24 protein-coding genes, 1 tRNA gene, 1 other RNA gene and 1 pseudogene are annotated in these 24119 nt (G+C 30.8%); 11 read left to right on the top strand and 16 right to left on the bottom strand.

Annotation, left to right across the window (positions count from 1 at the left end; genetic code table 11):
• The 9 genes and pseudogenes from AJ886_RS02965 to AJ886_RS03005 form a co-directional block, all read right to left on the bottom strand.
• Positions 1 to 341: pseudogene (locus tag AJ886_RS02965) on the bottom strand (motility associated factor glycosyltransferase family protein); the annotation flags it as partial.
• A 9-nt stretch (positions 342 to 350) separates the two neighbouring features.
• Positions 351 to 1601 carry a DUF2920 family protein gene (locus AJ886_RS02970; protein ID WP_070287098.1) on the bottom strand — a complete coding sequence of 417 codons (1251 nt, stop codon included), beginning with the start codon at positions 1599 to 1601 and terminating at the stop codon, positions 351 to 353.
• Positions 1601 to 2116: a type II secretion system protein gene (locus AJ886_RS02975; RefSeq protein WP_070287099.1), complete on the bottom strand. Its 516-nt coding sequence runs from the start codon at positions 2114 to 2116 to the stop codon at positions 1601 to 1603. Before AJ886_RS02975 ends, AJ886_RS02970 begins: the two co-directional genes overlap by 1 nt.
• A complete protein-coding gene (tsaD, locus tag AJ886_RS02980) occupies positions 2117 to 3124 on the bottom strand; it encodes a tRNA (adenosine(37)-N6)-threonylcarbamoyltransferase complex transferase subunit TsaD (RefSeq protein ID WP_052776840.1) in 1008 nt (335 codons plus the stop codon).
• Positions 3121 to 4515, bottom strand: coding sequence for a M99 family carboxypeptidase catalytic domain-containing protein (locus tag AJ886_RS02985; protein WP_070287100.1), 1395 nt, complete (start codon positions 4513 to 4515; stop codon positions 3121 to 3123). Before AJ886_RS02985 ends, tsaD begins: the two co-directional genes overlap by 4 nt.
• Position 4516: 1 nt before the next feature.
• Positions 4517 to 5587: a 1-deoxy-D-xylulose-5-phosphate reductoisomerase gene (gene dxr / locus AJ886_RS02990; protein ID WP_070276017.1), complete on the bottom strand. Its 1071-nt coding sequence runs from the start codon at positions 5585 to 5587 to the stop codon at positions 4517 to 4519.
• Positions 5584 to 6309 carry a phosphatidate cytidylyltransferase gene (locus tag AJ886_RS02995; RefSeq protein ID WP_070274853.1) on the bottom strand — a complete coding sequence of 242 codons (726 nt, stop codon included), beginning with the start codon at positions 6307 to 6309 and terminating at the stop codon, positions 5584 to 5586. The genes dxr and AJ886_RS02995 overlap by 4 nt, the downstream gene beginning before the upstream one ends.
• 8 nt (positions 6310 to 6317) lie before the next feature.
• On the bottom strand, positions 6318 to 6656 hold the full coding sequence (locus AJ886_RS03000) for a hypothetical protein (RefSeq protein ID WP_002855905.1): 339 nt from the start codon (positions 6654 to 6656) through the stop codon (positions 6318 to 6320).
• A gap of 1 nt (position 6657) precedes the next feature.
• Positions 6658 to 7965 carry an NFACT RNA binding domain-containing protein gene (locus AJ886_RS03005; RefSeq protein WP_070287101.1) on the bottom strand — a complete coding sequence of 436 codons (1308 nt, stop codon included), beginning with the start codon at positions 7963 to 7965 and terminating at the stop codon, positions 6658 to 6660.
• Between the two features lie 61 nt (positions 7966 to 8026).
• Between AJ886_RS03005 and AJ886_RS03010 the strand changes: the two genes are divergently transcribed.
• From AJ886_RS03010 to AJ886_RS03045, 8 genes are all read left to right on the top strand, one after another.
• On the top strand, positions 8027 to 8602 hold the full coding sequence (locus AJ886_RS03010) for a molybdenum cofactor guanylyltransferase (RefSeq protein ID WP_002855734.1): 576 nt from the start codon (positions 8027 to 8029) through the stop codon (positions 8600 to 8602).
• Positions 8599 to 9588, top strand: a complete 990-nt coding sequence (locus AJ886_RS03015) for a phospholipase A (RefSeq protein WP_070276014.1) — start codon at positions 8599 to 8601, stop codon at positions 9586 to 9588. Before AJ886_RS03010 ends, AJ886_RS03015 begins: the two co-directional genes overlap by 4 nt.
• 85 nt (positions 9589 to 9673) lie before the next feature.
• Positions 9674 to 10642, top strand: coding sequence for an ABC transporter permease (locus tag AJ886_RS03020; protein ID WP_002862026.1), 969 nt, complete (start codon positions 9674 to 9676; stop codon positions 10640 to 10642).
• Positions 10635 to 11573, top strand: a complete 939-nt coding sequence (locus tag AJ886_RS03025; protein WP_070287102.1) for an iron chelate uptake ABC transporter family permease subunit — start codon at positions 10635 to 10637, stop codon at positions 11571 to 11573. Before AJ886_RS03020 ends, AJ886_RS03025 begins: the two co-directional genes overlap by 8 nt.
• A complete protein-coding gene (locus AJ886_RS03030) occupies positions 11570 to 12325 on the top strand; it encodes an ABC transporter ATP-binding protein (RefSeq protein ID WP_002871403.1) in 756 nt (251 codons plus the stop codon). Before AJ886_RS03025 ends, AJ886_RS03030 begins: the two co-directional genes overlap by 4 nt.
• A 12-nt stretch (positions 12326 to 12337) precedes the next feature.
• Positions 12338 to 13330, top strand: a complete 993-nt coding sequence (gene ceuB, locus AJ886_RS03035; RefSeq protein ID WP_002862029.1) for an enterochelin ABC transporter substrate-binding protein CeuB — start codon at positions 12338 to 12340, stop codon at positions 13328 to 13330.
• 155 nt (positions 13331 to 13485) lie between these two features.
• Positions 13486 to 13707, top strand: coding sequence for a hypothetical protein (locus tag AJ886_RS03040; RefSeq protein WP_070287103.1), 222 nt, complete (start codon positions 13486 to 13488; stop codon positions 13705 to 13707).
• Positions 13708 to 13989 (top strand): type II toxin-antitoxin system RelE/ParE family toxin, encoded by a 282-nt coding sequence (locus AJ886_RS03045; RefSeq protein ID WP_070287104.1) that lies wholly within the window; start codon positions 13708 to 13710, stop codon positions 13987 to 13989. It begins immediately after the preceding gene.
• 207 nt (positions 13990 to 14196) lie between these two features.
• On the opposite strand, the gene AJ886_RS03050 is transcribed toward AJ886_RS03045, so the two are convergent.
• The 4 genes from AJ886_RS03050 to nrfH form a co-directional block, all read right to left on the bottom strand.
• A tRNA-Ser gene (locus AJ886_RS03050) sits at positions 14197 to 14286 on the bottom strand.
• Between the two features lie 58 nt (positions 14287 to 14344).
• On the bottom strand, positions 14345 to 14899 hold the full coding sequence (locus tag AJ886_RS03055; RefSeq protein ID WP_070287105.1) for a hypothetical protein: 555 nt from the start codon (positions 14897 to 14899) through the stop codon (positions 14345 to 14347).
• 136 nt (positions 14900 to 15035) lie between these two features.
• Positions 15036 to 16868, bottom strand: coding sequence for an ammonia-forming cytochrome c nitrite reductase subunit c552 (locus AJ886_RS03060; protein WP_070287106.1), 1833 nt, complete (start codon positions 16866 to 16868; stop codon positions 15036 to 15038).
• A 14-nt stretch (positions 16869 to 16882) separates the two neighbouring features.
• A complete protein-coding gene (gene nrfH / locus AJ886_RS03065) occupies positions 16883 to 17398 on the bottom strand; it encodes a cytochrome c nitrite reductase small subunit (protein ID WP_010891930.1) in 516 nt (171 codons plus the stop codon).
• A gap of 187 nt (positions 17399 to 17585) precedes the next feature.
• Between nrfH and AJ886_RS03070 the strand changes: the two genes are divergently transcribed.
• The gene (locus tag AJ886_RS03070) at positions 17586 to 19670 is read left to right on the top strand and encodes an RNA degradosome polyphosphate kinase (RefSeq protein WP_053872787.1); all 2085 of its coding nucleotides are present in this window, start codon (positions 17586 to 17588) and stop codon (positions 19668 to 19670) included.
• Positions 19671 to 19755: 85 nt separating this feature from the next.
• Here the strand turns inward: AJ886_RS03070 and ssrA are convergent.
• Both ssrA and AJ886_RS03080 read right to left on the bottom strand, forming a co-directional pair.
• Positions 19756 to 20114: a transfer-messenger RNA gene (gene ssrA, locus AJ886_RS03075) on the bottom strand.
• Entirely contained in the window at positions 20115 to 20525 is a 411-nt protein-coding gene (locus AJ886_RS03080; protein WP_002783915.1) for a hypothetical protein, read from the bottom strand. It abuts the tmRNA gene before it with no gap.
• A 90-nt stretch (positions 20526 to 20615) separates the two neighbouring features.
• Between AJ886_RS03080 and ruvB the strand changes: the two genes are divergently transcribed.
• The gene (gene ruvB / locus AJ886_RS03085) at positions 20616 to 21623 is read left to right on the top strand and encodes a Holliday junction branch migration DNA helicase RuvB (protein WP_070287107.1); all 1008 of its coding nucleotides are present in this window, start codon (positions 20616 to 20618) and stop codon (positions 21621 to 21623) included.
• 3 nt (positions 21624 to 21626) lie between these two features.
• Entirely contained in the window at positions 21627 to 22670 is a 1044-nt protein-coding gene (locus AJ886_RS03090) for an AI-2E family transporter (protein WP_044778858.1), read from the top strand.
• Positions 22671 to 22699: 29 nt separating this feature from the next.
• Here AJ886_RS03090 and fumC read toward each other — a convergent pair whose 3' ends face one another.
• Entirely contained in the window at positions 22700 to 24091 is a 1392-nt protein-coding gene (gene fumC, locus AJ886_RS03095) for a class II fumarate hydratase (protein WP_002854099.1), read from the bottom strand.
• Between the last annotated feature and the right edge of the window lie 28 nt (positions 24092 to 24119).

The following is a 24119-nucleotide window of genomic DNA, read 5'->3' on the forward strand; positions in this document are numbered from 1 at the left end:
GTACTTAAAGCTAGGATAAAAAGTTCTATTTCACTTTCAAATACAAAAAGATGTTTATAGTGTTTAGCTAAATTTTTAATAAGCAAGGCATTGCCTATACCATAAATACATACGAAAGGATATCTAGGAGTTTTTTCTAAAATACTTTGATAGAAAAAATTTAATTCTTCTTCTAAGTTTTCATACATGAAAACATTATGAGTTTTATCAAAGATATTTAAATTTTCATCTATATTAAAATGAGAACAAGTTTTATTTTGTATGAAATTTAAAAGTTTATTTCCTAAGGGTTCATTTACTCCACTTAATAAAGCTTGTATGTTTTTTTCTAGTATGGTCATTAGGTTTCCTTAAATTTTATCTATTTTGAGTGATATTTTGTCATCTTTTTCGCTAAATTGATACAACAAATCCTCACAAGGATAAGAGATACATTTTTCTTTACGATCTTTTTTTGAGTTTTGTTTTATTTTTTCTAGCATTAAAGGAAGTTCTTTAGAAATCAAAGTTTTTATAGACATTCCCATGCCATGTTCTAGATTTTTAATAAATTTACCATCAATTTGATTTGGATTTTTTATCATATAAAGTTCTGCATCAAACCCAAATTGTTTTAAATATTTATAAAGTTCTAGTTTTTCATCAGGTGGAGCTATTTCTTTATCATAAAAAGAGTGATAACTAATACAACATGGTTTTGGATAATTTGCTTGAATTTCAAGATGTATTGGCTCTAAGATATATCTTATCATTCTTCTTGACACTGAAAAAAAATTATTTGAACTTGAATTACTTGTCCAAAAAGTTTTGCTAGAACAACAAACTCTAATATTTTGATAAAAATCAAAAGTACCAAACTCTGAATATTCCATAAAATCAACTTCTTTACCAAACCCAACAAGCTTCCAAAGAAATTTAGCATAACTTGAGTTATCTATAACTCCATCTATTAGCCAAGGTGCAATTTTAGCGGCTAAATGTGCCAAATATCCCCCATGAGAACTACCTATCATGATAACTGGTATACCCCCCCCCATAGTATCAAAAGGAGTATGTTTTTTAAGATAAAGCGCAACATTTAAAAGATCTTGAGCTTGCATGATCCCAAAATTTTGATACTCATTTTTTGTAGGTTGCAAACTCACATGTAAATTTAAAAAATAATTTGGCGTAAAATCACCTTTTTGCTTGCCTTTGGTTATTTGATTATTTATAAAATGAAAAATTTCACTCATTTGTTTATAGTCTTGAATTTTATCAATATCATAAGGAAGCTTGATATCCGTAGCTTCACAACTTGCTTTTAAAATAAGCTTGTCTATATCATCCAAATAAAAAGTAGAGCCTGTTTGAGGACGATTACCTATACAATGATAATTCACACTTGCTACAGCCACATTAAATTCGTCTGCTACAAATTCAGCTAAGTGTTCACGGTAATTTTCATCCGCATCTCCACCAAGCCCAGGGATAATAAACACTAAAGCTTTTACTTCTTTTTCATCATCAAAACAAAGCTTAAATTCAAGCTTTGATTCTCTTTTTATACCAAGTTCTGCATCATCACAAGAGTCAATCTCATAAGTTTTACTCACTATCATTACATTCCCCCTATTAAAAGATAAGTTTTGCTCGCTAGGTTTTTAAAATTTTCATTCTTGCTTAAGATCACACAAGCTTTATTGCTTGAAGGGCTTGTAAAGTTTACATCTTCCAAATCTTCATGGCTTTGATTGGCTGCGTTGATGATAGCATTTTTACTTGCTTCATTGCTTGAAATTCCCATGAGTATAAAATCAGCTTTATTTATAAAAACAAGTTTTAAGCATTCTTTATCATCGCCTACGCGAAAATTTACTTCTTTTACGCCGTTAAAATTACTAAGATCAACATTTTCAATCCCACTTACATTACTCATCGTTTTTATAGAACTTAAATGATCATTTTTTAAAGTATAAATGCTTATATCATTGATCAAAGTTTTAAGGTTGTTTAAAGACTTGCTAACTTCAGCTTCATCCTTGCTCGAACTCATTTTTGGCAAAGCAATAGCAGCTAAAATTCCTAAGATAACAATCACAAAAACAAGTTCTAATATAGTAAAAGCTTTTCTCATCTATATCCTTGAAAAATTTTTATTTTTAGGGCTTAAAATATCTTCTTCTATGCTTACAAATTCCTTTTTTTCGTAAGCATCAACCGCGGCTCTTGCTATCATCAAAGCATTATCAGAGCAGAATTTTAAAGGAGCTAGTTTTAAATTTGCATTATATTTTTGACATAAATTTTGCAAACGCGAACGCAAGTTAAGGTTTGCACTAGCTCCTCCTACAACGCCAAAATTTTTAAATTTATAAAGATTAAAAATTTTTTCTAATTTATCCATGATATGATCACAAGCCGTATTTTCGAAGGCATAGGCTATTTCTGCTTTTATATCATCGCTTAAATTTTCATGCTTTAAAATTTCCAAACGCACTGCATTTTTAAGTCCTGAAAAACTGAAAGCAAGTTCTTTAGAATGCTTTAAAGGTATGTTAAAAGAGATATTTTTAAGTTTGGCATTTTTTGCTAAATTTTCTATGATGACCCCACCAGGGTAACCTAAATTCATCATTTTAGCCACTTTATCAAAACTTTCTCCAAAACTATCATCATTTGTGCTTGCTAAAAGCTCTAAGTTTGCATCATCTTTAAGATAAAGCACCATAGTATGCCCACCACTAACAAGCAAAATTCCCATATCTAAAGAAATTTTTTCTTCTAAAAAAAGACTATAAATATGACCTTTAAGATGATTTATAGGGATTAAGGGTAAATTTAGAGCACTTGCTAAGGTTTTTGCCATAGAAATTCCACTGAGCAAAGAAACGCTAAGCCCAGGTTCATTTGTCACAGCTATGGCACAAAGATTTTTAAAATGCTCTTTGCATTGCTTAAGTATCTTTGGTAAAGCCTCGCTATGAAGTCTTGCAGCAAGTTCGGGTACCACTCCCCCATAGATACTATGATCTAATTCTTGGGAAATTTTTTTATGAAATTTACACTCTAAGGTATTTTTATCAATGATAGCTATAGAACTATCATCGCAAGAACTTTCTATAGCTAGGATAAGATTTTTCATTCAAATTCCACTAAAATAGAACCTAAGAATTTATCTTTTGATCTTGCCATTTTAAGAGTGTTTAAATCCAAATTTTTAGCATTTTTGATCAACTTGCTATTGGTATTTGCCTCTAAAAGTTGTTGCAAATTCGCCCCTCTTAACTCATAAAATTCCACTCTATAAATTTTGCCTGCCATATCTAAAGAGTATTGTGTTTGCATATTTTTTTTATGAACTAAAATACCACTTTCATCTTTTCCATGATCAAAGCCTATGATATTTACGCGCACATTAGCTATCTTTGGGATAAGAAAATTCTCTTTTACTTTTACCTTAGTTCCAAAAGGAACGGTGGTTTCATTGCCATCAACTTGAAAAGTTACCTCATTAAAAGCATCACTAAATTCTAAATACTCAGGATATAATCTTGTTTGAAAACGATTGCCATACTGGATATAAAAAGAATTTCCTTCTGCGATAACAGCGGTAAGTTCATTACTTGTATTATAATTTAACTCTTTATTTACCGGAAAAGGCACATAGTTGATAACCTTTCTTGGATTTTTTAAAGAAAGTAAAATTCTATCATCAAAAAGTTTCACTTCAAGCTCTTTATTTATGGCTTTATCAACCCCTTGTGGGGTAAGTTCAAAATCTCTGCTAAATTCAATTCCAGCGGTTTTTAGATAATTTTCAATTGCCAAAAGATGATAATAAGCTCTTAAATTTACAGGTAGATTTTTACTCGCTTCATTTGCAAAAGCAGCTTTGTGATTTGAAATCACAAAATAAGTTAAAGCTTTAAGCATTTCCGTATCACCAAGCTCTTGGGTTTTGGTGTTTTTAAGATGATAAGCATGCTTTGGATCAGCAAGTGAAGAATTGACACTATTTACGGTTTGAGTAGCGATATTTTCAAGATCAGGGTATTTACTTGCATTGATTTCGCTTGTGTCAATCACACTTGAATTTCCCCAACGCTTAGGATTTTGCATCGCATCAATATAAGTAGGTTTATAAAAACCCCAACCATCGTGAAGATTGATCACCATACTAACTTCAGGAAGTAAAATAAGCTCTTTAATGCGTTGAACTCTTTTATAATCAGGATCTTTTGGGCTAATACTTGCAAATTTACGGTTTAAATCCCCATTATTCCCACGCGAACGCTTGATAATGCTATCAAAAGCTAAATTTGGAGCCACTATAATCTTACCCTTAGTGATATTATAATCACTCAAAAGCAAACTTGCCGCATGAAATCCACCAGGCTCATCGCCTTGAATTCCACCAAAAATTAAAACCGTATTATTATCATCTAGGCTTTTTCCATTTTCTCCTACGCTAAAGTCTAGTTCTAAAGCAAAAATACTTGTTATAAAAAATAAAATTGTTAAAAAAAATTTCATTTTAACTCCTTAAATACTCTCTTGTTTTAAAATCATACTCAAAAACTTCTTCTATGCTTGAAATTTTAGGCACTCCAAAGTGATCAAGAGCTTTAAAAATGTATTTAGCAATGTCTAAAAATCTACTTTTATTTTCTAAAAAATTATAAACACCAACTTCATTAGCAGCATTGATGATAACACCTAAATTTGGCTCTTTTAAAAATGTATTTTTAAGCTTAAAAATAGGATATTTTTTTGTGCTGATTGGATGAAATTTTAAAGCGGGCATTTTGCTAAAATCAACAGCCTCTAAAATAGGTGTATCTTGTTTTTCAAATATAGCATCTGAAATAGCTAGTTTCATATCTGCTTTTGAAAAATACGCCGTGCTAGCTCCATTTTTAAATTCACACATTGCATGCACTAAAGATCTTGGTTCTATTAAAGCATCAATTTCTTTAAAATCATATAAATGATAAGCCTCTATAATCTCAAAAAGCTTATTTGCCATAGTCGCACTATCTATAGTGATCTTTGCTCCCATGTTCCAATTAGGATGTTTTAAAGCATCTTTGACACTAACTTGATTTAAATCTTTGATTTTGTACTTATAAAAAGCTCCACCACTTGCTGTGATATAAAGTTTTGCTATATTTTTTTTACCTTCGAGTAAAAATTTTAAAGCCGCATGCTCACTATCAACGGGTAAAAATTTAGCCCCTTTTAAAAAACTCCCCGCCACCACAAGACTTTCTTTGTTAGCTAAGGCTATATTTTTGCCAAGTTCTTTAGCCTTTAAAGTGCTTTTAAGTCCTGCAAAACCTACAATAGCATTGAGCAAAAGTTTGTCTTGGCATTCTGTTAAAATTCGCTCTAAACCTTCTTGCCCTATAAAAACTCTATCGTGTTTAACTAAATGCTTATTTTTTGAATCTTTTATGGCAACAAATTTAGGCTTAAACCTTGCGATTTGTTCATTTAAAAGAGCGATGTTATCTCCACAAGCTAAAGCAGAAATACGAATGTTTTTTAAAGCAGCAAGTTTAAGAGCATTTACTCCTATACTACCCGTACTTCCAAAAAGTATCATAAAAGAGCAACCATCACAAAAGCAGCAATGATCACCGCATCGATCCTATCAAGCACACCCCCATGACCAGGGATAAGATCTCCACTATCTTTTACACCTGCTTCTCTTTTAAAATAACTCTCAAGCAAATCTCCAATTACTGCAAAAATCGCTACAAAAAACGAACAAAGCAAAGAAAGCCAAAAACTATAAACAAAAACTCCCAAAATAGTTCCAATAACACTCGCACAAATCAAGCCACCTATAACACCTTCTAAGGTTTTGTTTGGACTTGTTGGAGAAAAAGGAGTTTTACCCATAAGTTTTCCGATAAAATACGCCCCACTATCACAAGCTGCAACGATAATGATAAGCCAAAAAAGCGCAAACATACCCTGATCTAAATACACTTGCCAAAGTGCTAAAATAGGCAAACTAGGATACATATAAATAAGAGCTGGTTTTAAGGAAGCCTTTTTATAAACCAAATATCCAACAACTAATAACAAAGCTAAAATCCCAAAAAGTAAAGCTTTATGCGATAAACTTCCCAAAATAAAAGCTATAACCAAAGGGATAATAGAAATATTTTCTAAAGCAAAAAGTTTTTTTGCTTCACTAAAAGATAAATACAATAAAACCGCAAAAACGATAAAATTGATAAAAAATTGATCAATCAACGCGATAATAATAATAGCCCCTATCATCACAAGAGCTGAAATAATTCTAGTTGTATTAAACATATTTTTCCTTATATACTAATATCTAAGCGATGAATGCTTTGTGCGTCTTTAAAATTTGGATCTTTAGACTCATCTTCTTCATTTTTCTCATCATCGCTGGTTTTAGCTTCTTGATTGTGTTTTTTCTTTTTTTCTTCTTGTTCGGCTTTTTCTTTGATCTCTTCTTTGATTTCATGAGTCTCATTGACTTTTTCAAGCTTGTTTAAAGTTTTTTCTTTTTCATTAAATTCAGCCATATTTAGCGTAGCTGCAAAACCTTCTTTTGCAAGCTCATTGCTTGCTTGTGTAGCTGGATAAGCCATATTTTGATTTATATAATTGACATTTCCTAATGGGCTAACTGGCATTTTAATCCTTTGTGATATTAATACTTTTAAAATTTGTATAATTTACAAACGCCTTTTGCTGAACCTTAACAAAATTTTTTAAGGTATAATCGACCCAATACGAACCTTTCTTTAACTTAGAAAAGCTTACACAAAGCCTTGCGGCAAATTCTATCACATCAAGGCTGATTTTTTGCTTGTTTGATACAATCAAAGTATGTGCACTAGGAATATCCCTTACATGAAGCCACAAATCATCTTTTTTAGCATTTTTAAGTAAAAATTCATTGCCTTTTTCATTTTTACCCACGCAAATTTTAAACTCATTAAAATAAAAATTTGCTACAAGATCTTCTTGTTTATGATCTTGATTTTTTTTGCTATTTTTTTTAGGTAGTAAAATTTCAAGTTCTATCTCACTCTTAGCTTGAAACAATAATTCTTTCAAACTCAAGGTAAAATCTAACTTTTCTTTTAAATTTTGCCTTTGTATGTTTAAATTTTTAGCTTTTTGTTCTAATTTTTTAGCATTTTTATAATATAAATTAGCGCTTTGCTTAGGACTAAATTCAAGCTTAAATTCAAGCTCTTTGCCTTCAAAATCATCAAGCTTAAATTCCCTTTCATAATCTTTTAAAACACTCAAATTTGCAAACAATACATCTGCCCTTTTTCTGTATTCTAAAGCTTTTAAGAGTAAAGAATTTTCTTCATCTAAACTAGAAAATAGTTCTTGTAAATTTTGTATTTTTTTATCCACTTGTGTAAGTTTTAAATTTTTTATTTGTTTGATTTTACTCTCATAAATGCTTGTAAATTTGTGAGAAAAATAATCTTTAAAATCTTTAATTTCCTCAAAACTTTCATCCATTTTATAAGGTTTTAAAGACTCTAAAATCACATTAGGTTTTACGACACGATAGCTTTTATCAATATGCCTTAAAGCCTCTATGATCAAATCTTTTTCATCTGTAAGAATAACATTGGTATTTTTACCCGTAAATTCAAAATAAATCTTGCTCTCATAGCTTTTATAAGCCTTATTAGCTTTTACACTAAAACATAAAATACGATTGCCTTCAAGGACTTTAACTTCCTTTATAAAAGCATTGCTAAAATACTTTTTAAGCATAAAATCAAAAGGTGCATTATAGTTTTTTGCATTAAATTTAGCTGTATAAATCGCACTCATTGCACGAGTGAGATCGAAAATAAATCTTTCTTTATCAAAGCTTAATTCCAAAATATTGTCATTGATACGCTTGATAAAATCGATTTTTTTAAACTGAGAAAAAAAAGTTTGCAATTGTAAAAGTTCTGTGTATTTCATAAAAGAAATTATAAAATATTTTAGCGAATTTGTGGTAGAATTAAACTAAAAAAGGAAATTTGTGCAGCTTAATGAGCTAAATTGCGTGATTTTATGTGGTGGTAAATCTAGTCGTATGGGACAAGATAAAAGCAAATTGATTCTTAAAAATCAAAATTTAACTCAATTTCAAGTAAATAAATTTTCTAAAATTTTTAAAAATGTCTATGTGAGCGCAAAAGAAGACAAATTTGAAAACCATTTTAGCTTGATAAAAGATTCTTTAGAATTTGAAGTTTACTCTCCTATGCTTGCGCTTTACTCTATACTTTCAAATTTTAAAAATGAATTTGTTTTTGTTTTAAGTGTAGATAGTCCTAAAGTAGGTGAAAATGAGCTTTTAAAAATGCTTCCTTTTTTAGAGCAAAACTATAAAATAATCATAGCCAAAACCCCTTTACATAAACATCCCTTATGTGGCTTTTATCACAGCTCTTTAGCTCAAACTTGTAAAAATTTCTTAGAAAAAAATGAACAAAAAATAGGACTTTTATTTTCTGAGATTAAAACCAAATTTGTGGAATTTGAAGATGAAGATGCTTTTTTAAATCTTAATTTTTATGAAGAATATGAAAAATTTAAAAGTGAGTTAAAATGAGAAAAATTGCTTTATTTTTAAGCTTATGTGTTCTTATATGGGCTAGTGATTTGCAACAAGCTTTAGAGTATGAAAAACAAGGCGATTATAAAAAAGCTATGGAAATTTACAAAAAACTCGCTTTAAAAAATTCACCTGTTTTAATTTCTCAAGAACAAAATAAAACTAAACAAACTACTCAAAATGAAAAATCTATTATTGCAGCCAAAGAAGAAAGACAAGATTTTGCTCGTCTTGCTTTGGCAAATTATCTTGAAGAAGATGAATACTTTAACCCTCTTGGCATTAGCGCTTATAAAATGAATTATTTTCTACCTTTGGCTTATAGTTTTAACTCTCTAGAAGAAAATCACAATAAAAGTGAAGCTAAATTTCAACTTAGCATTAAAAAAAGGCTTTTTGAAAATTTGCTAGGATTGGATGAAAAATATTATATAGCCTATACTCAAACTTCTTGGTGGCAAATTTATGAGCATTCTTCTCCTTTTAGAGAAACCAACTATCAGCCCGAATTTTTTATAGATTTTCCTTTGTATCTTAAAGATTATGAATTTTTTAACAACCTACGCGTAGGCATATTGCATGAAAGCAATGGCAAGGGAGATGAGAATTTGCAATCTCGCTCATGGAATAGAATTTATGTATCTACTGCTATTTTATATAATAAATTTTTATTTGTTCCACGCCTTTGGTATAGAATTCCTGAAAGCAAAAAAGATGATGATAATCCTGCCATCTTGCATTATATGGGAAATTTTGATGTAAATTTAGCGTATTTGGGTGATGATTATTTTATCAATCTTATGCTAAGAAACAATCTTAAATTCCGCAATAACAAAGGTGCTATACAAGTTGATCTAGGATATGATATTTTTAACAATGGGATTTATTGGTATTTACAATACTTTAATGGCTATGGAGAAAGCCTTATAGACTATAACAAACACCTGCAAAGACTTTCCACTGGATTTTTGATTTCTTACTAAAATATCCTTTGTAGTTTTATCATTTCTTAAAACAAATTTCATTACAATTTCATTTTTGATAATTATTATTACTATAAGGAAAGATTTGTTTTTTAAGCATATATTGAGTTTAAAAGTGCTTATAGCTTTACTTTTATTCTTTGGAATGATAAGTTTATTTATAGGAGTTATCAGTATCAATGTAAAAGATATTCTTAATCTTAACTCCACTCAATTAGAAATCATAACTCTCACAAGAATTCCTAGACTTATAGCGATTTTACTCACAGGAATGAGTCTTAGTATATGCGGGCTTATCATGCAACAACTCACGCAAAATAAATTCGTTTCTCCAACTACAGCAGGGACTATGGATTGTGCTAAATTTGGCATACTTATTTCTTTAATATTTTTTGCTGGAACGTCTTTTTTCACTCAAGCTATCATTGCATCTGTATTTGCGCTTTTGGGTTCTTTTATATTTATCCAAATTTTAAGAAAAATCAAACTCAAAGATGTGATTTTTGTACCTTTGATAGGCTTGATGTTTGGAGGCATTATTAGTGCTATAACCACTTTTTTTGCCTATGCTTTAAATTATATACAAAATATCCAAGGCTGGTTACAAGGCAGTATGGCAAATGTTATGCAGGGAAATTATGAATTGCTCTACATTTCTTTACCACTTTTTATACTTGCTTATTTTTTAGCTCATAAAATCACCATAGTTGGCATGGGCGAAGATATAGCTTTAAATCTTGGAATCTCTTATAATGGTATATTATTTTTAGGCTTGATGATTGTAAGCATTATCACTAGTTTAGTGATTGTAAGCGTTGGGATTATCCCTTTTTTAGGGCTAATTATCCCAAATTTAGTAGCTCTTTATCTAGGTGATAATCTTAGAAAAAATCTTATCTATATAGCACTTTGCGGGGCTCTGTTTTTACTTGTTTGCGATATCATTTCAAGACTTGTCATCTTTCCTTTTGAAATGCCTTTAAGTATCACTACAGGTGTTTTAGGATCTTTAATCTTTATCCTTCTTTTGCTAAAAAGGAAAGTTTATGCGTAAAAAAATGCTGATTTTAAGTTTTTTAACACTTGGTATGATAGGGATTTTTATACTTGTGGGTTTAAGTGGCTTTGATGAGTATGCTTTAAAAAGTCGTTTTTTACAAATTGCAGCTATTATCATAGTAGCTATTTGCATCGCTGTTTCAACAGTGATTTTTCAAACTTTATGCAATAACAAAATTCTAACCCCTGCTATCATAGGATTAGATTCTTTATATATGTTGCTTCAAAGTGCTCTTATCTTTTCTTTTGGTGCAGCTAATTTAAGTGTTTATAAAAACGATATCAATTTTTTAATCACTCTAATTTGTATGGTAGTTTTTTCACTAGGACTTTATAAAATTTTATTTAGTAGCGATAGAAGCATTTATCTTATCATGCTTTTAGGCTTAGTTTTTGGAACACTTTTTAGCACTTTAAGCTCTTTTTTTGAAGTATTAATCGACCCTGATGAATTCATGGTAATACAAGGAAGAATGTTTGCTAGTTTTGATAATATTGCTTTTGATGTTTTAATTCTTGCTTATATCATTAGCTTTTTAAGTTTTATATGGATTTTTCGCTATATGAAATTTTTAGATCCTTTAAATTTAGGCAAAGATTTGGCGATAAATTTAGGGATAAATTACCAAAAAATTTCAAAACAATTGATGATTATCATAGCTATTTTAACTTCTATTAGCACCGCGCTTGTAGGTCCTATAACCTTTTTAGGGCTTTTGGTAGTAAATATCACTTATGAGCTATTTAAAACTGCAAAGCATAGTATTTTGCTAAGTGCTTGTATACTCATTAGCATTTTAGCTTTGCTTGGAGGGGTGTTTTTTGTCTCTAGAGTTTTTGATTATAATGCCACTATAAGCGTGGTTATTAATTTCTTAGGTGGGATATATTTTATCTATCTTGTATTAAAGGGTAATAAATTATGATTAAACTAAAAAATATCACCAAATTTTATGACAATAAAGCCATTATTTCAGATCTTAGCCTTGATTTTCATAAAGGCAAAATCACTTCTATAATAGGAGCCAATGGTGCTGGAAAATCCACTCTTTTAGCTCTAGCAAGTCGTTTGATAAAACCTAGTAGTGGAGAAATTTATATCGATGGAATGAATTTAAAAGACTATAAAGAGCAAATCTTAGCACAAAAAATTTCCATTCTCAAACAACAAAACAATATCAATTTAAGATTAAAAGTTGAAGAATTGGTCGCTTTTGGACGTTTTCCGCATTCTCAAGGAAGACTTAATGCAAACGATAAAATCAAAATCAATGAAGCTTTAGAATATATGGGGCTTAGTAACTTAAGAAATGAATTTTTAGATACATTAAGCGGGGGACAAAAACAAAGAGCTTTTATAGCCATGATCATCGCTCAAGATACTGAATTTATAATGTTTGATGAACCTTTAAACAATCTTGATATGAAGCATAGCGTACAAATCATGCAACTAATGAAAAATTTAGTCAAAGACTTTAACAAAAGTATAGCTGTTGTATTGCATGATATTAATTTTGCTTCGATTTATTCTGATGAAATCATAGCCTTAAAAGATGGGAAGCTTTTAAAACAAGGCTCAAAAGATGAAATCATCAATCAAGAAAATTTAAAACAAATTTATGATATGGATATACCCGTAAGTCAAATTGATGGTAAGAAAATTTGTATTTATTTTTAAAAAGGAGAAAATATGAAAAAATCTTTAGTTTTTGCATTTTTTGCATTTTTTTTAAGTCTAATCTTAACAGCTTGTAATTCAAACTCAAATGAAAACAACGCAAGCTCTACAACAAAAACCAACACTGCTACGGTGAAAGTTTTGCCTATCAGCATGAGCGATGAAGGTGATAGTTTTTTAGTAAAGGATAGTCTAGGAGAAAATAAAATCCCTAAAAATCCTTCTAAGGTAGTGATCTTGGATCTTGGAATTTTAGATACTTTTGATGATTTAAAATTAAACGATAAAGTCGCAGGCGTTCCTGCTAAAAATTTACCAAAATACCTACAACAATTTAAAAACAAACCTAGTGTAGGTGGAGTGCAACAAGTTGATTTTGAAGCCATTAATGCTTTAAAACCTGATCTTATCATTATTTCTGGACGCCAAAGTAAATTTTATGATAAGTTAAAAGAAATAGCTCCAACTTTATTTGTAGGTCTTGATAATGCAAATTTTTTAAGCTCTTTTGAAAATAATGTTTTAAGCGTTGCAAAACTTTATGGTTTAGAAAAAGAAGCTTTGGAAAAAATTTCAGATATTAAAAATGAAATTGAAAAAGCCAAAAGCATAGTTAATGAAGATAAAAAAGCTCTTATCGTTCTTACAAATTCTAACAAAATTTCAGCCTTTGGCCCTCAATCTCGCTTTGGGATTATTCACGATGTTTTAGGGATTAACGCAGTAGATGAGAATATAAAAGTAGGCACACACGGCAAAAGTATCAATTCTGAATTTATACTAGAAAAAAATCCTGATTATATTTTTGTTGTTGATAGAAATATCATTGTAGGCAACAAAGAACGCGCTCAAGGCATACTCGATAATGCACTTGTTGCTAAAACCAAAGCAGCACAAAACAAAAAAATCATCTATCTTGATCCAGAATACTGGTATTTAGCAAGTGGAAATGGACTAGAGTCTTTAAAAACTATGATTTTAGAAATCAAAAACGCTGTAAAATAATACAACCTCGCAAGGGCTAGTCTCTTGCTTTGATACTTAATAAAATACTTGGAATTCTCAATAAAGTTTTAATGGCAGACAGAGAGGGATTTGAACCTTTTTTTTAAATAAAAAATGTTTTTATGTTATAATAAATCTTTAAAAAGGAGTAACAAATGAACTTAGAATTTTCAAAAGAAACTCAACATTTTTTAACCAATTATTGCAAAGATAACAATTTAAGTGAAAAAGAAGTTTTAGAACTTGCTTTAAGTTATTTAGAACATAAAATAAGAATTGACGGTTATAAAAAGGATATAGAACTTTACAAGCAAGATAAATCAAAAACTTTAGATTTTGATGAAACTTTTAATGATATTAGAAAAGATTTAGAATAAATGAAAATTGTTCCAACTCCTAAATTTAAAAATGAGCTTAGGCATATTGTTAATTTTAGAAAATTAGATAGTTCTTTTTATGCTAAAGAATTTCTTAATGATATTAATTCAATTTGTAAAAATCTTTCTTTTACGCCTTATAAAAATAGAAAATCTTTGTCTTTTGATAATGAAAATATAAGAGATTTGATTTTTAAAGGTTATATTATCCCTTATCTTATCGATAAAAGTAAAAATGAAATTGTGATTTTAGGCATATATAAAAGTAATCTTTGGGATTGATTTTATATTTTATTTTTTTAAAATTCTTACTTCCATATTAGCATTCTTTTTCATCTAATTTCTTAAATAATTCCAAAATATCTTATTTTCTAATGGATTATTTTCCAATTTTAGAATAATATTTATTTATTATAGTTCTAGATTATTCTTTTTTTCAAATATATAATGTTGATATATAAATACTTGGAATTTTCAAGAAAGTTTTAGTGGCGGACAGAGAGGGATTTGAACCCTCGAGACCCGTTAAGATCTGCACCCTTAGCAGGGGTGTGGTTTCAGCCGCTCACCCATCTGTCCAATAAAGTGTGATTATACAAAAAAATAAATAATACCTAGCTTAAAAAGCTAGGAAAAATCAAAGGCTAAGATAAGCCAAAAGCAAAGTTACAACAACCCCTACTCCAAGAACTGCAAATTGTTTACTTCTATCTTTTTTATTTGCAAACAAAGTAATCATAAGCCCTGAAATATAAAGCATAAATAAAGTAATACCAAAACCTACGCTAAGCACAGAAAAATACCAAGCACCCTTATCTTTATGAAGCATAATCATATCTCCAAGTAAAGATCTTGTTTTTAAGGTAATATTGTATTCATTAGTAGAATTTTGAGTTATATTAACACTATAATGAGTTCCACCTATTGTTATACCTTTATCTTTACTTTTAATTATATTTGTATTAGATGGCACTTTTAAACCATTTGTTTTTAAATACTCTATTAAAGCTTCTCTTTCTTTACCACTTTCTATAACTTTTGACAATTGATACTGCTCAACTTTTAAACCCACATCTTGATTAATACCAAAAATATATGCTATACCCGTTAAAGCAAAAAGAAAAGCGCAAGGTAAGAAGAATAAACTAAGATAGATATGAACCTGTCTAAACAATTTATTTTTATTAATCATTTCAACTCCTTTTTGATTATCAAAATTTGTGATATTTTGACAAAACAAAGTGAAGTAAAAGTGAACTTCAAATAAAAAGTTTATATTTTTTAAAACAAATAAAAGAAAAAGCCCTATGATTTATAGGGCTTAAGAATTATTTTTTATCAATCACTTGATAATTATAAGGAACAAGCTCTTTATCATGCTCTAAAAGTTCTTTTGGAGGATTACCATTAACATCTTTTTCATCTGCATAGTAACGCTCTCCAGCTTTATGGCCATTAACATCTACTTTATAGTAAAGCTCTCCTGGATTAAATTTTTGAATATCTTCAAAACCTAAATTTGAAGTTTTAAAATCTTTAATTCCGTTTGCTGTCGCAATTTCTACAAGTTTAGTTTGTCCCATTCTTGCCATATCAACAGCTTGCAATAACATTCTTGAAGCTTCGCGAGGATTATGGAAACCAGTTGAGTTTTCAGCATTAACAAAATCCGCTCTCATTTGGGCTTTACGATGAAGTTCTAAAACTTCTTTTAGTTCTTCGCTAATTTTTTTCGCATCAGCTTTTCCATCGCTTTGGAATTTTTCCATATTGCCTAATTCATCGCGTAGTTTTTTAGTATCCATAATCAAACTAACAATTGCGTACTCTGCAGTTCTTTGATCATGTGCAACGCTATTTTGTATGTCAAGTACTTGAGCTTTTAAATAATCTTCGCTTTGTTTATGACAAGACTTACAAGCAGAGTTAATATCTCTTAAAGGAGAAGTGATATTGTGTTGAGTAACCTTTTTAGCCCCTTCTCTAACATAAGGCATATGACAATCCACGCAACTTACTCCATTTGCAGCATGCACACCGCCACTATAAAGTTCACTTTCTGGGTGTTGAATTTTAATAATTTGTGCCCCTGTTAATTTATGAGTAAAATCAGCTCCAAATACTCCACGAATTTTATCATAATAATCATCTAGCATTTCAATTCTAAATGGTTGTCCTTTTTTCCACTCACTCCAAGGAAAAGTTAAAACTATACCATCGGTTTCAATCTCTTTAGCTTTATTTCCATCTCTCCAAAATTCATACTCATCATAATTTTTCTGAGTTCCATTCCACCATTTTTTAGAACTATCATCTATAATAGTTTCACCCATTACTTTTACTTTTTCCCCTGTTGGTTTAAAATAGTATTCAACATGGCATTGAGAGCAAACTAAAGTTCTCATTTCTTCCCTTGTAGCTTTTACGCCTTGTACCGGATCTTTTTCATATCCCCTAGAAACTAAAGCATTAATAGCTGCTGGACGAGTAAGTCTTAAACTCATATCATTTGGATTGTGACAATCTGCACAAGTTACGCCCATTCTTTTACCACCATGTGGGCCTGCATGTTCAGGTGAATTTTCTACTATACCATCAACAGCTGGGATATTTTTAATCATAGTCCAATAATTTGTAGAATTAAAAGCAGTAAAATCCCCTTTAGCAACATTTTTTATAAGCCATGGAGTCCATCCACTATGACAATTCATACAAGCTGCAGGTTGACCTTTAAAAGCAGCAAGTCCATGGGCATTAAGAAAATCTTTGTTGTTTCTTGCTGTTTTCATTTGATCTACTTGAACCCAAAAATGCCCTCTTTCTTCATTGAAATCAAGGCTAAAAGGATATCCTGCCCAAAGTATGGTTAATTGAGGAAAGCGAATCAATTTTGAATAAGCTAAATTACCACCAAACTCAGTAGCCTTAGGCTCTTCTTTTTCAACTGTTAAATACATTTTTAGTTGCTCTGGGAAAACCTTACCCCATTTTTCAAAATTTGGATCATCATCGCTAAGCAAAGAAAAATCAGCATTTGCTGCAATAGCATTTTTATTTGCTTCATCTTCTTTTTTTTGATTGATATCATTATTTAGCCATAAAACTCCCGCTATAAGTAAAACCAAAACAACAATACCCAAGCGTAAAATATTTTTTTTCATTCATCTTCTCCTTATTAAATTCCGTGTTTATGTCCAACATCTTTATGACAAGAAGCACAATTTAATGACTTGTCTGCATGTGGATTTGTTGTAGCATTGATAGCTGTTTGAGCAAAATCTGCATGACAGCGTATGCAGTTTTCTTGCACCATTTTTCTGCTTTTTTCAGTCGCACTCAAATTTGTAGGCAACTCATCAAGTTTAAAAGTAAAAGCATAAGCATGCCCTAAACCACTTTGCGCTTTAGCTATCCATTTAGCTACAAAATTATGTGGCAAATGGCAATCCACGCAAGTTGCCCTAGGTTCGCCTTTGACTTTTTGAGAGTGCGGCCCTGCCATGTATTCATTATAAACTTCATTCATAATATGGCAGTTATTACAAGATTCGCTTGCATTGCTTAAATAAGATGTGCCCTTAGCGTTATAAAAAGTATAAAACCCAACCGCAAAGAAAACAAAAAGCAAAACAAGAAAAATAGTAAAAAGATTCGAAGTTTTCTTCAAAATTTTCCTCCTTAAAATTATCATTTCTTAAAATCTTCAATAGAACAATAATGTCACAGAATTTCCCAGAAATAAATTTTGTAATTTTAACATAGATGAATTTAATATAATTTTAAAGATATATTTACTCTTAATTAACCTAAAAAATTTGAAACTTTTATTCAATAATTTTAAAATAAATGATAAAATATAACAAAAAAAGGAAAAATTAATGCAAATAAGTCCTGATATGTTTATCAATCGCGAACTTTCTTGGCTTCGCTTTAATTCTCGTGTTTTAGACCAATGTTCTAAAAATTTACCCTTATTAGAAAAATTAAAATTTATAGCTATATATTGCACTAATTTAGATGAATTTTATATGATACGCGTTGCAGGCTTAAAACAACTTTTTTCAGCTGGAGTTAATGCAAGCAGTAGCGATGAAATGACCCCTTTACAACAATTAAAAGCCATACGCAAATATTTACACCAAGAAAAAGAGCTTTTGGAGCATTATTTTAATGAAATCACAAGTGAATTAGAAAAAGAAAATCTTTTCATAAAGCATTATGAGAATTTAGATGAAAATTTAAAACAAAAATGTGATGAGTATTTTTTCTCTAATATTTTTCCTGTTATTGTTCCAATAGCTGTTGATGCGACTCACCCTTTTCCGCATTTAAACAACTTATCTTTTTCACTAGCGGTTAAAATTTGTGATAAAGCACATCCTGAACTTGTAAAATTTGGAATGATTAGAATTCCAAGAGTTTTACCTCGTTTTTATGAAGTAAGTGCAAATATTTATGTTCCTATAGAAAGTATAGTCCATCAACACGCAGAAGAAATTTTTCCAGGCTATAAACTCTTAGCTTCAGCAGCATTTAGAGTGACTAGAAATGCAGATATAGTAATAGAAGAGGAAGAAGCTGATGATTTTATGATGATTTTAGAGCAAGGCTTGAAGCTTCGCAGAAAAGGAGCTTTTGTAAGATTGCAAATTCAAAAAGATGCAGATGAGCAAATCGTAGAATTTCTTAATACTCACATGAAAATTTTTCATAAAGATGTTTATGAATATTCTATTTTACTCAATCTCCCTAGCCTTTGGCAAATCGCAGGAAATAAAACCTTTACACATCTTTTAAGCCCACTTTACACGCCTAAAACTTTACCACCTTTTGATGAGAATTTATCTATTTTTGATGCTGTAGAAAAAGAAGATATACTCATCATACAACCTTTTGAAAGTTTTGATCCAGTTTATAAATTTATCAAAGAAGCAAGCAAAGATCCTGAAGTAATTTCCATAAGAATGACACTTTATAGAGTTGAAAAAAATTCCAATATAGTTCAAGCTTTAATTGATGCTGCAAGCGATGGAAAACAAGTAACTGTGATGGTAGAATTAAAAGCACGTTTTGATGAAGAAAATAATCTTCATTGGGCGAAAGCTTTAGAAAATGCCGGAGCTCATGTTATTTATGGCATTACAGGTTTTAAAGTCCACGCTAAGGTTTCTCAAGTCATACGCAAACAAGGGGATAAGCTTAAATTTTATATGCATTTAAGCACAGGAAATTACAATGCAAGCAGTGCTAAAATCTATACTGATGTGAGTTATTTTACAAGCAAAGTAGAATTTGCAAGAGATACGACAAAATTTTTTCATATCTTATCAGGCTTTAGTAAAAACCGTCGTCTTCAAACTCTTTCAATGAGTCCAAATCAAATCAAAGAAAAAGTTTTAGAAATGATACGCATTGAAACAAGCAAGAAAAATGAAGGTGTGATTGTAGCTAAAATGAACTCTCTTGTAGATAGTGATATCATACAAGCTCTTTATGAAGCAAGTATGGAAGGAGTGCAAATCGATCTTATCATACGCGGAATTTGTTGCTTAAAACCTGATGAAGAATACAGCAAAAACATACGCGTTAGAAGCATCATAGGAAAATACTTAGAACATGCTAGAGTATTTTATTTTAAACATAGTGAGCCAAATTATTTTATATCGAGTGCAGATTGGATGCCAAGAAATTTAGAGCGTCGCTTAGAACTTATGACTCCTATATATGATGAAAGAAGCAAAGCTAAATTAGCTCAATTTTTACGCTTACAGCTTAGCGATAATGTTTTAGCTTATGAGCTTAAAAACAATGGAGAATATGAAAAAATTCCTTCTTCTGAAAAAACCATAGATTCTCAACAAACCTTAGAAGAATATGTAAGTAAAATTTATAAAACACTTAAAAAAGATACAGATCAAAGTCGTGCAACGCACTTAGCTTCCAAACTTTTCAAAGAAAACTAAAAGTTTTTAGGGTTTTATACCTTAAAAACTTTAAACTATGAATTTTTATTAATCTTCAAATTTCAATAAATATTAATTTTAAAACTGGTGGAAGCGAGGGGAATCGAACCCCTGTCCAAAAATAATCCCACAAAGACCTCTACATGCTTAGTAAAGATGACTACTTCACCCTACTTCGCTCATCTTCCAAAACTCAAAAGCAAGGCTAAGACTTTATTTCACCTAAACGCTTGTCAAACGCAAGGCTACACTATCAAAAATGACCGAAAATTAAGCTAGATAGTATGACTTAAATTTCAGGCTCGACTGAACTTACGCAGCTTTAGCGTAAGCAGGAGCGAATTTAACGTTGTTTGCGTTTAATTTTATTTGGGCTTTTTACGCTTTGCCCAAAGCGACATGCCATCTAAGCAGACTTACTCCTGTCGAAGCCAAGTCGCTCCCTTATTTAGAAATAATATTTGGAACATTAACAATTAAAGGATTAAAAACCGCTAAAACAGAATCATCATTTTCATATGAACGACAATATTTTTCAAACTGATCACTCATCAAAAGCATCCAATCCGTAAATTCATCACTAGCAGGCCCGTTAAAGCGATTTGCTTGTGCCATCATCTCTTCGCAAAATACGCAAAAATCAGTCACTTCTTCAAGATTTAAGCGTCTTGCTGCCCAAGCGGTATTGTGTGCTAAAGTTTCAAGCTCTTTTATGGCTTCTTTATAACGCACACTATCGCTTCCAAGCTTGATGATTAAAGGTTCAAACCTATCGCACATGGTTCTAAAAAATTGTAAAAATTTTTCTATATCGTCAATTTCATAATCTAATTCTAATTTTGTTAAAATTCCCATTTTTAAACCATAATCATTAAAGTTTAATGTAAATTCTAGCAAATTTTAGCTAAAATCTTATTTTAATTTTTCCAAAATATAAGCAAAGATATGGATAGAATAGTAGAAATAGAAAAATACTCCTTTGACGAAACTTATGAAACTTCGTTGCGTCCTTCAAATTTTGATGGTTATATAGGTCAAGAAAGCATTAAAAAAAATTTAAATATCTTTATAGCTGCAGCCAAAAAACGCAATGAATGTTTAGATCATATACTTTTTAGTGGTCCTGCAGGACTTGGAAAAACAACACTAGCTAATATCATCTCCTATGAAATGGGTGCAAATATCAAAACAACGGCCGCTCCTATGATAGAAAAAAGCGGGGATTTAGCAGCCATTTTAACCAATCTTAGCGAAGGGGATATACTTTTTATCGATGAAATTCATCGTTTAAGCCCTGCTATCGAAGAAGTACTTTACCCTGCGATGGAGGATTATCGCCTTGATATTATCATAGGTAGTGGTCCAGCCGCCCAAACCATAAAAATCGATTTACCAAAATTTACTCTCATAGGGGCTACAACGCGTGCAGGTATGCTTAGCAATCCTTTACGTGATCGTTTTGGTATGCAATTTAGATTAGAATTTTACAAAGATAACGAACTTGCTCTCATCTTGCAAAAAGCAGCTTTAAAACTTAATAAAACTTGCGAAGAAAAAGCCGCACTTGAGATCGCTAAAAGAAGTCGTTCAACTCCTAGAATAGCCCTAAGGCTTTTAAAAAGGGTAAGAGATTTTGCTGATGTTAATGATGAAGAGATTATCACAGAAAAAAGGGCTAATGAGGCCTTAAATTCTTTAGGAGTGAATGAGCTTGGTTTTGATGCGATGGATTTAAGATATCTTGAACTTTTAACCGCTGCTAAGCAAAAACCTATCGGGCTTGCAAGTATTGCTGCGGCTTTAAGCGAAGATGAAAATACCATAGAAGATGTAATTGAGCCTTATTTGCTTGCTAATGGCTATATAGAACGCACTGCAAAAGGACGTATAGCTAGCACAAAAAGCTATAGTGCTTTAAAATTAAACTATGAAAAAACTTTATTTGAGGAGTAAATTTTGCAAAATGGAAAAATCTTTCTTATAAGCTTTATTTTAGTTATTTTATTTCTTTTGCTTTATCTTTTTAAAGGTTTTTTACTTGTGATTATCATAGCTAGTTTAATGGCGGTAGCTACCTCAAACATCAATGCGAAATTTTTAAATCTTACTAAAGGACATAAATTTTTAGCTTCCATTCTTACAACAGCTTGCATGGTTTTGCTTTTCTTTGCACCTTTTGTTTATGCCATGATAGAACTTGCCAAAGCTTTAAAGAATTTTGATATCAATTTAGTCACACAAACACTTGATTATGTCAAAAACTATCAATTTACCTTGCCTGAAAGCTTTAATTTTTTAGAACCTAAAATCAAAGAATTTTTAGCTTCTATAGATTTAAATAGCATTTCCAAACAAATCCTAAGTTATGCTTCAAGTTTTACAAAATCAGGAGCTAAATTCCTTATAGATATGGTTTTAATTTGCGTGTTTTATTTCTTTGCAAATCTATATGGAACAGAACTTGTTATCTATCTTAAATCCATCATTCCTATTGATAAAAAAGAACTCGATGATGTTTTAAGCGAAGTGGGTAATGTTATGGCTGTTGTGCTTTACTCTATGGTGATTGTAGCGATATTTCAAGGTGCACTTTTTGGTTTAATCACAATATTTTATGGTTATGATGGAATTTTAATGGGAGTAATTTTTGCTGTAAGTTCTCTCATACCTGCTATAGGAGGAGCTTTAATTTATGTGCCTGTAAGTCTTTATGAATTTGCCTCAAACAATCTTAACTCAGCTCTTGTTATTTTTATTTATTCTGTAATTGTAATTTCTTTTATAGCAGATACTTTAATCAAACCCTTAATCATCAAATGGATCAACAAAAAACTTGTAAAAACTCCAACCAAAATCAACGAACTTTTAATTTTCTTGGCTATGATAGCAGGAATTTCTACCTTTGGTTTTTGGGGTATTATACTAGGTCCTGCGATTTTAACCTTTTTTGTATCAACTTTAAGAATGTATGTGATTTTAAAAGATAAGAATTTAATTTAACTTGCCTTAAAAAAGGCAAGTTTTATGTTCTAGGCTTTTGGACCTATCATTTTAGTAGGATCAACAAATTTATTGAAATCTTCTTCGCTAACCAAACCAAGCTCCATTGCGCTTTCTTTTAAAGAAATACCTTTTTTATGGGCATTTTTGGCTACTTTAGCAGCGTTTTCATAACCTATGTGTGGATTTAGAGCGGTAACTAGCATTAAAGAATTATGAAGATTATGATCGATTTTTGCACGATTTGGTTCTATGCCTACAGCACAATGGATATTGAATGAATGCATAGAATCAGCCAACAAATCAAGACTTTGCAAGAAATTATAAATAATCACAGGCTTAAACACATTAAGCTCAAAATTTCCTTGACTTGCTGCAAATCCAATAGCTGCATCATTTCCCATCACTTGTACAGCAACCATAGTAACAGCTTCGCACTGGGTAGGATTTACCTTACCTGGCATAATCGAACTTCCTGGCTCATTTTCAGGGATGATAAGCTCACCAAGACCGCATCTTGGGCCTGAAGCTAACCATCTTATATCATTTGCAATTTTCATTAAATTTGCAGCCAAACCCTTCATTGCTCCATGAGTGAAATTGATCGCATCATGACTTGTTAAAGCATGAAATTTATTTGGACTTGAAACAAATTTCGTACCTATAAGTTGAGTTAGTTCTTCACTTACTTTTTGGCTTAATTCTGGATGCGCATTAAGCCCTGTTCCTACTGCGGTTCCTCCTATGGCAAGTTCTCTTAAAGTTGGTAAAGAAGCGATGATTTGCTCTTTTGAATGCAAAAGCATAGAAAGATATCCACTAAATTCTTGTGCTAGAGTAAGTGGCGTAGCATCTTGTAAATGCGTGCGTCCTATCTTGATAATACCATCAAATTCTTTTACTTTTTTTTCAAAAGTTGCAATAAGCTCATCAAGCGCAGGGATGAGCTTTTTCTCTACTTGCTCAACCGCAACAATACTCATAGCAGTTGGAAAAGTATCATTTGAACTTTGACTCATATTAACATGATCATTTGGATGTACAAGCTTTTCTTTTCGAAAATCTCCGCCCATGATTTCAGTGGCACGATTTGCAATAACTTCATTCATATTCATATTGCTTTGCGTACCTGAACCTGTTTGCCAAATCGCAAGTGGAAAATTATCATCAAATTTACCTGCGATAATCTCATCACAAGCTTGAACTATAGCATTTTTTTTAGCATCATCAAGTTTGCCAAGTTTGTTATTGACTAAAGCTAAAGATTTTTTAAGATTTGCAAAAGCATAGATTAAAACCTTTGGCATTTTCTCACAACCGATTTTGAAATTTTCAAAACTTCTTTCAGTTTGAGCTCCCCAATATTTGTCATTTGGGACCTTAACTTCACCCATGGTATCATGTTCAACTCTGTATTCCATAGTGTTTCCTTTCTAGAAATATTGTTAG

The organism is Campylobacter sp. BCW_6465, assembly GCF_001762815.1.
GTDB classification, from domain to species: Bacteria; Campylobacterota; Campylobacteria; order Campylobacterales; family Campylobacteraceae; genus Campylobacter_D; species Campylobacter_D jejuni.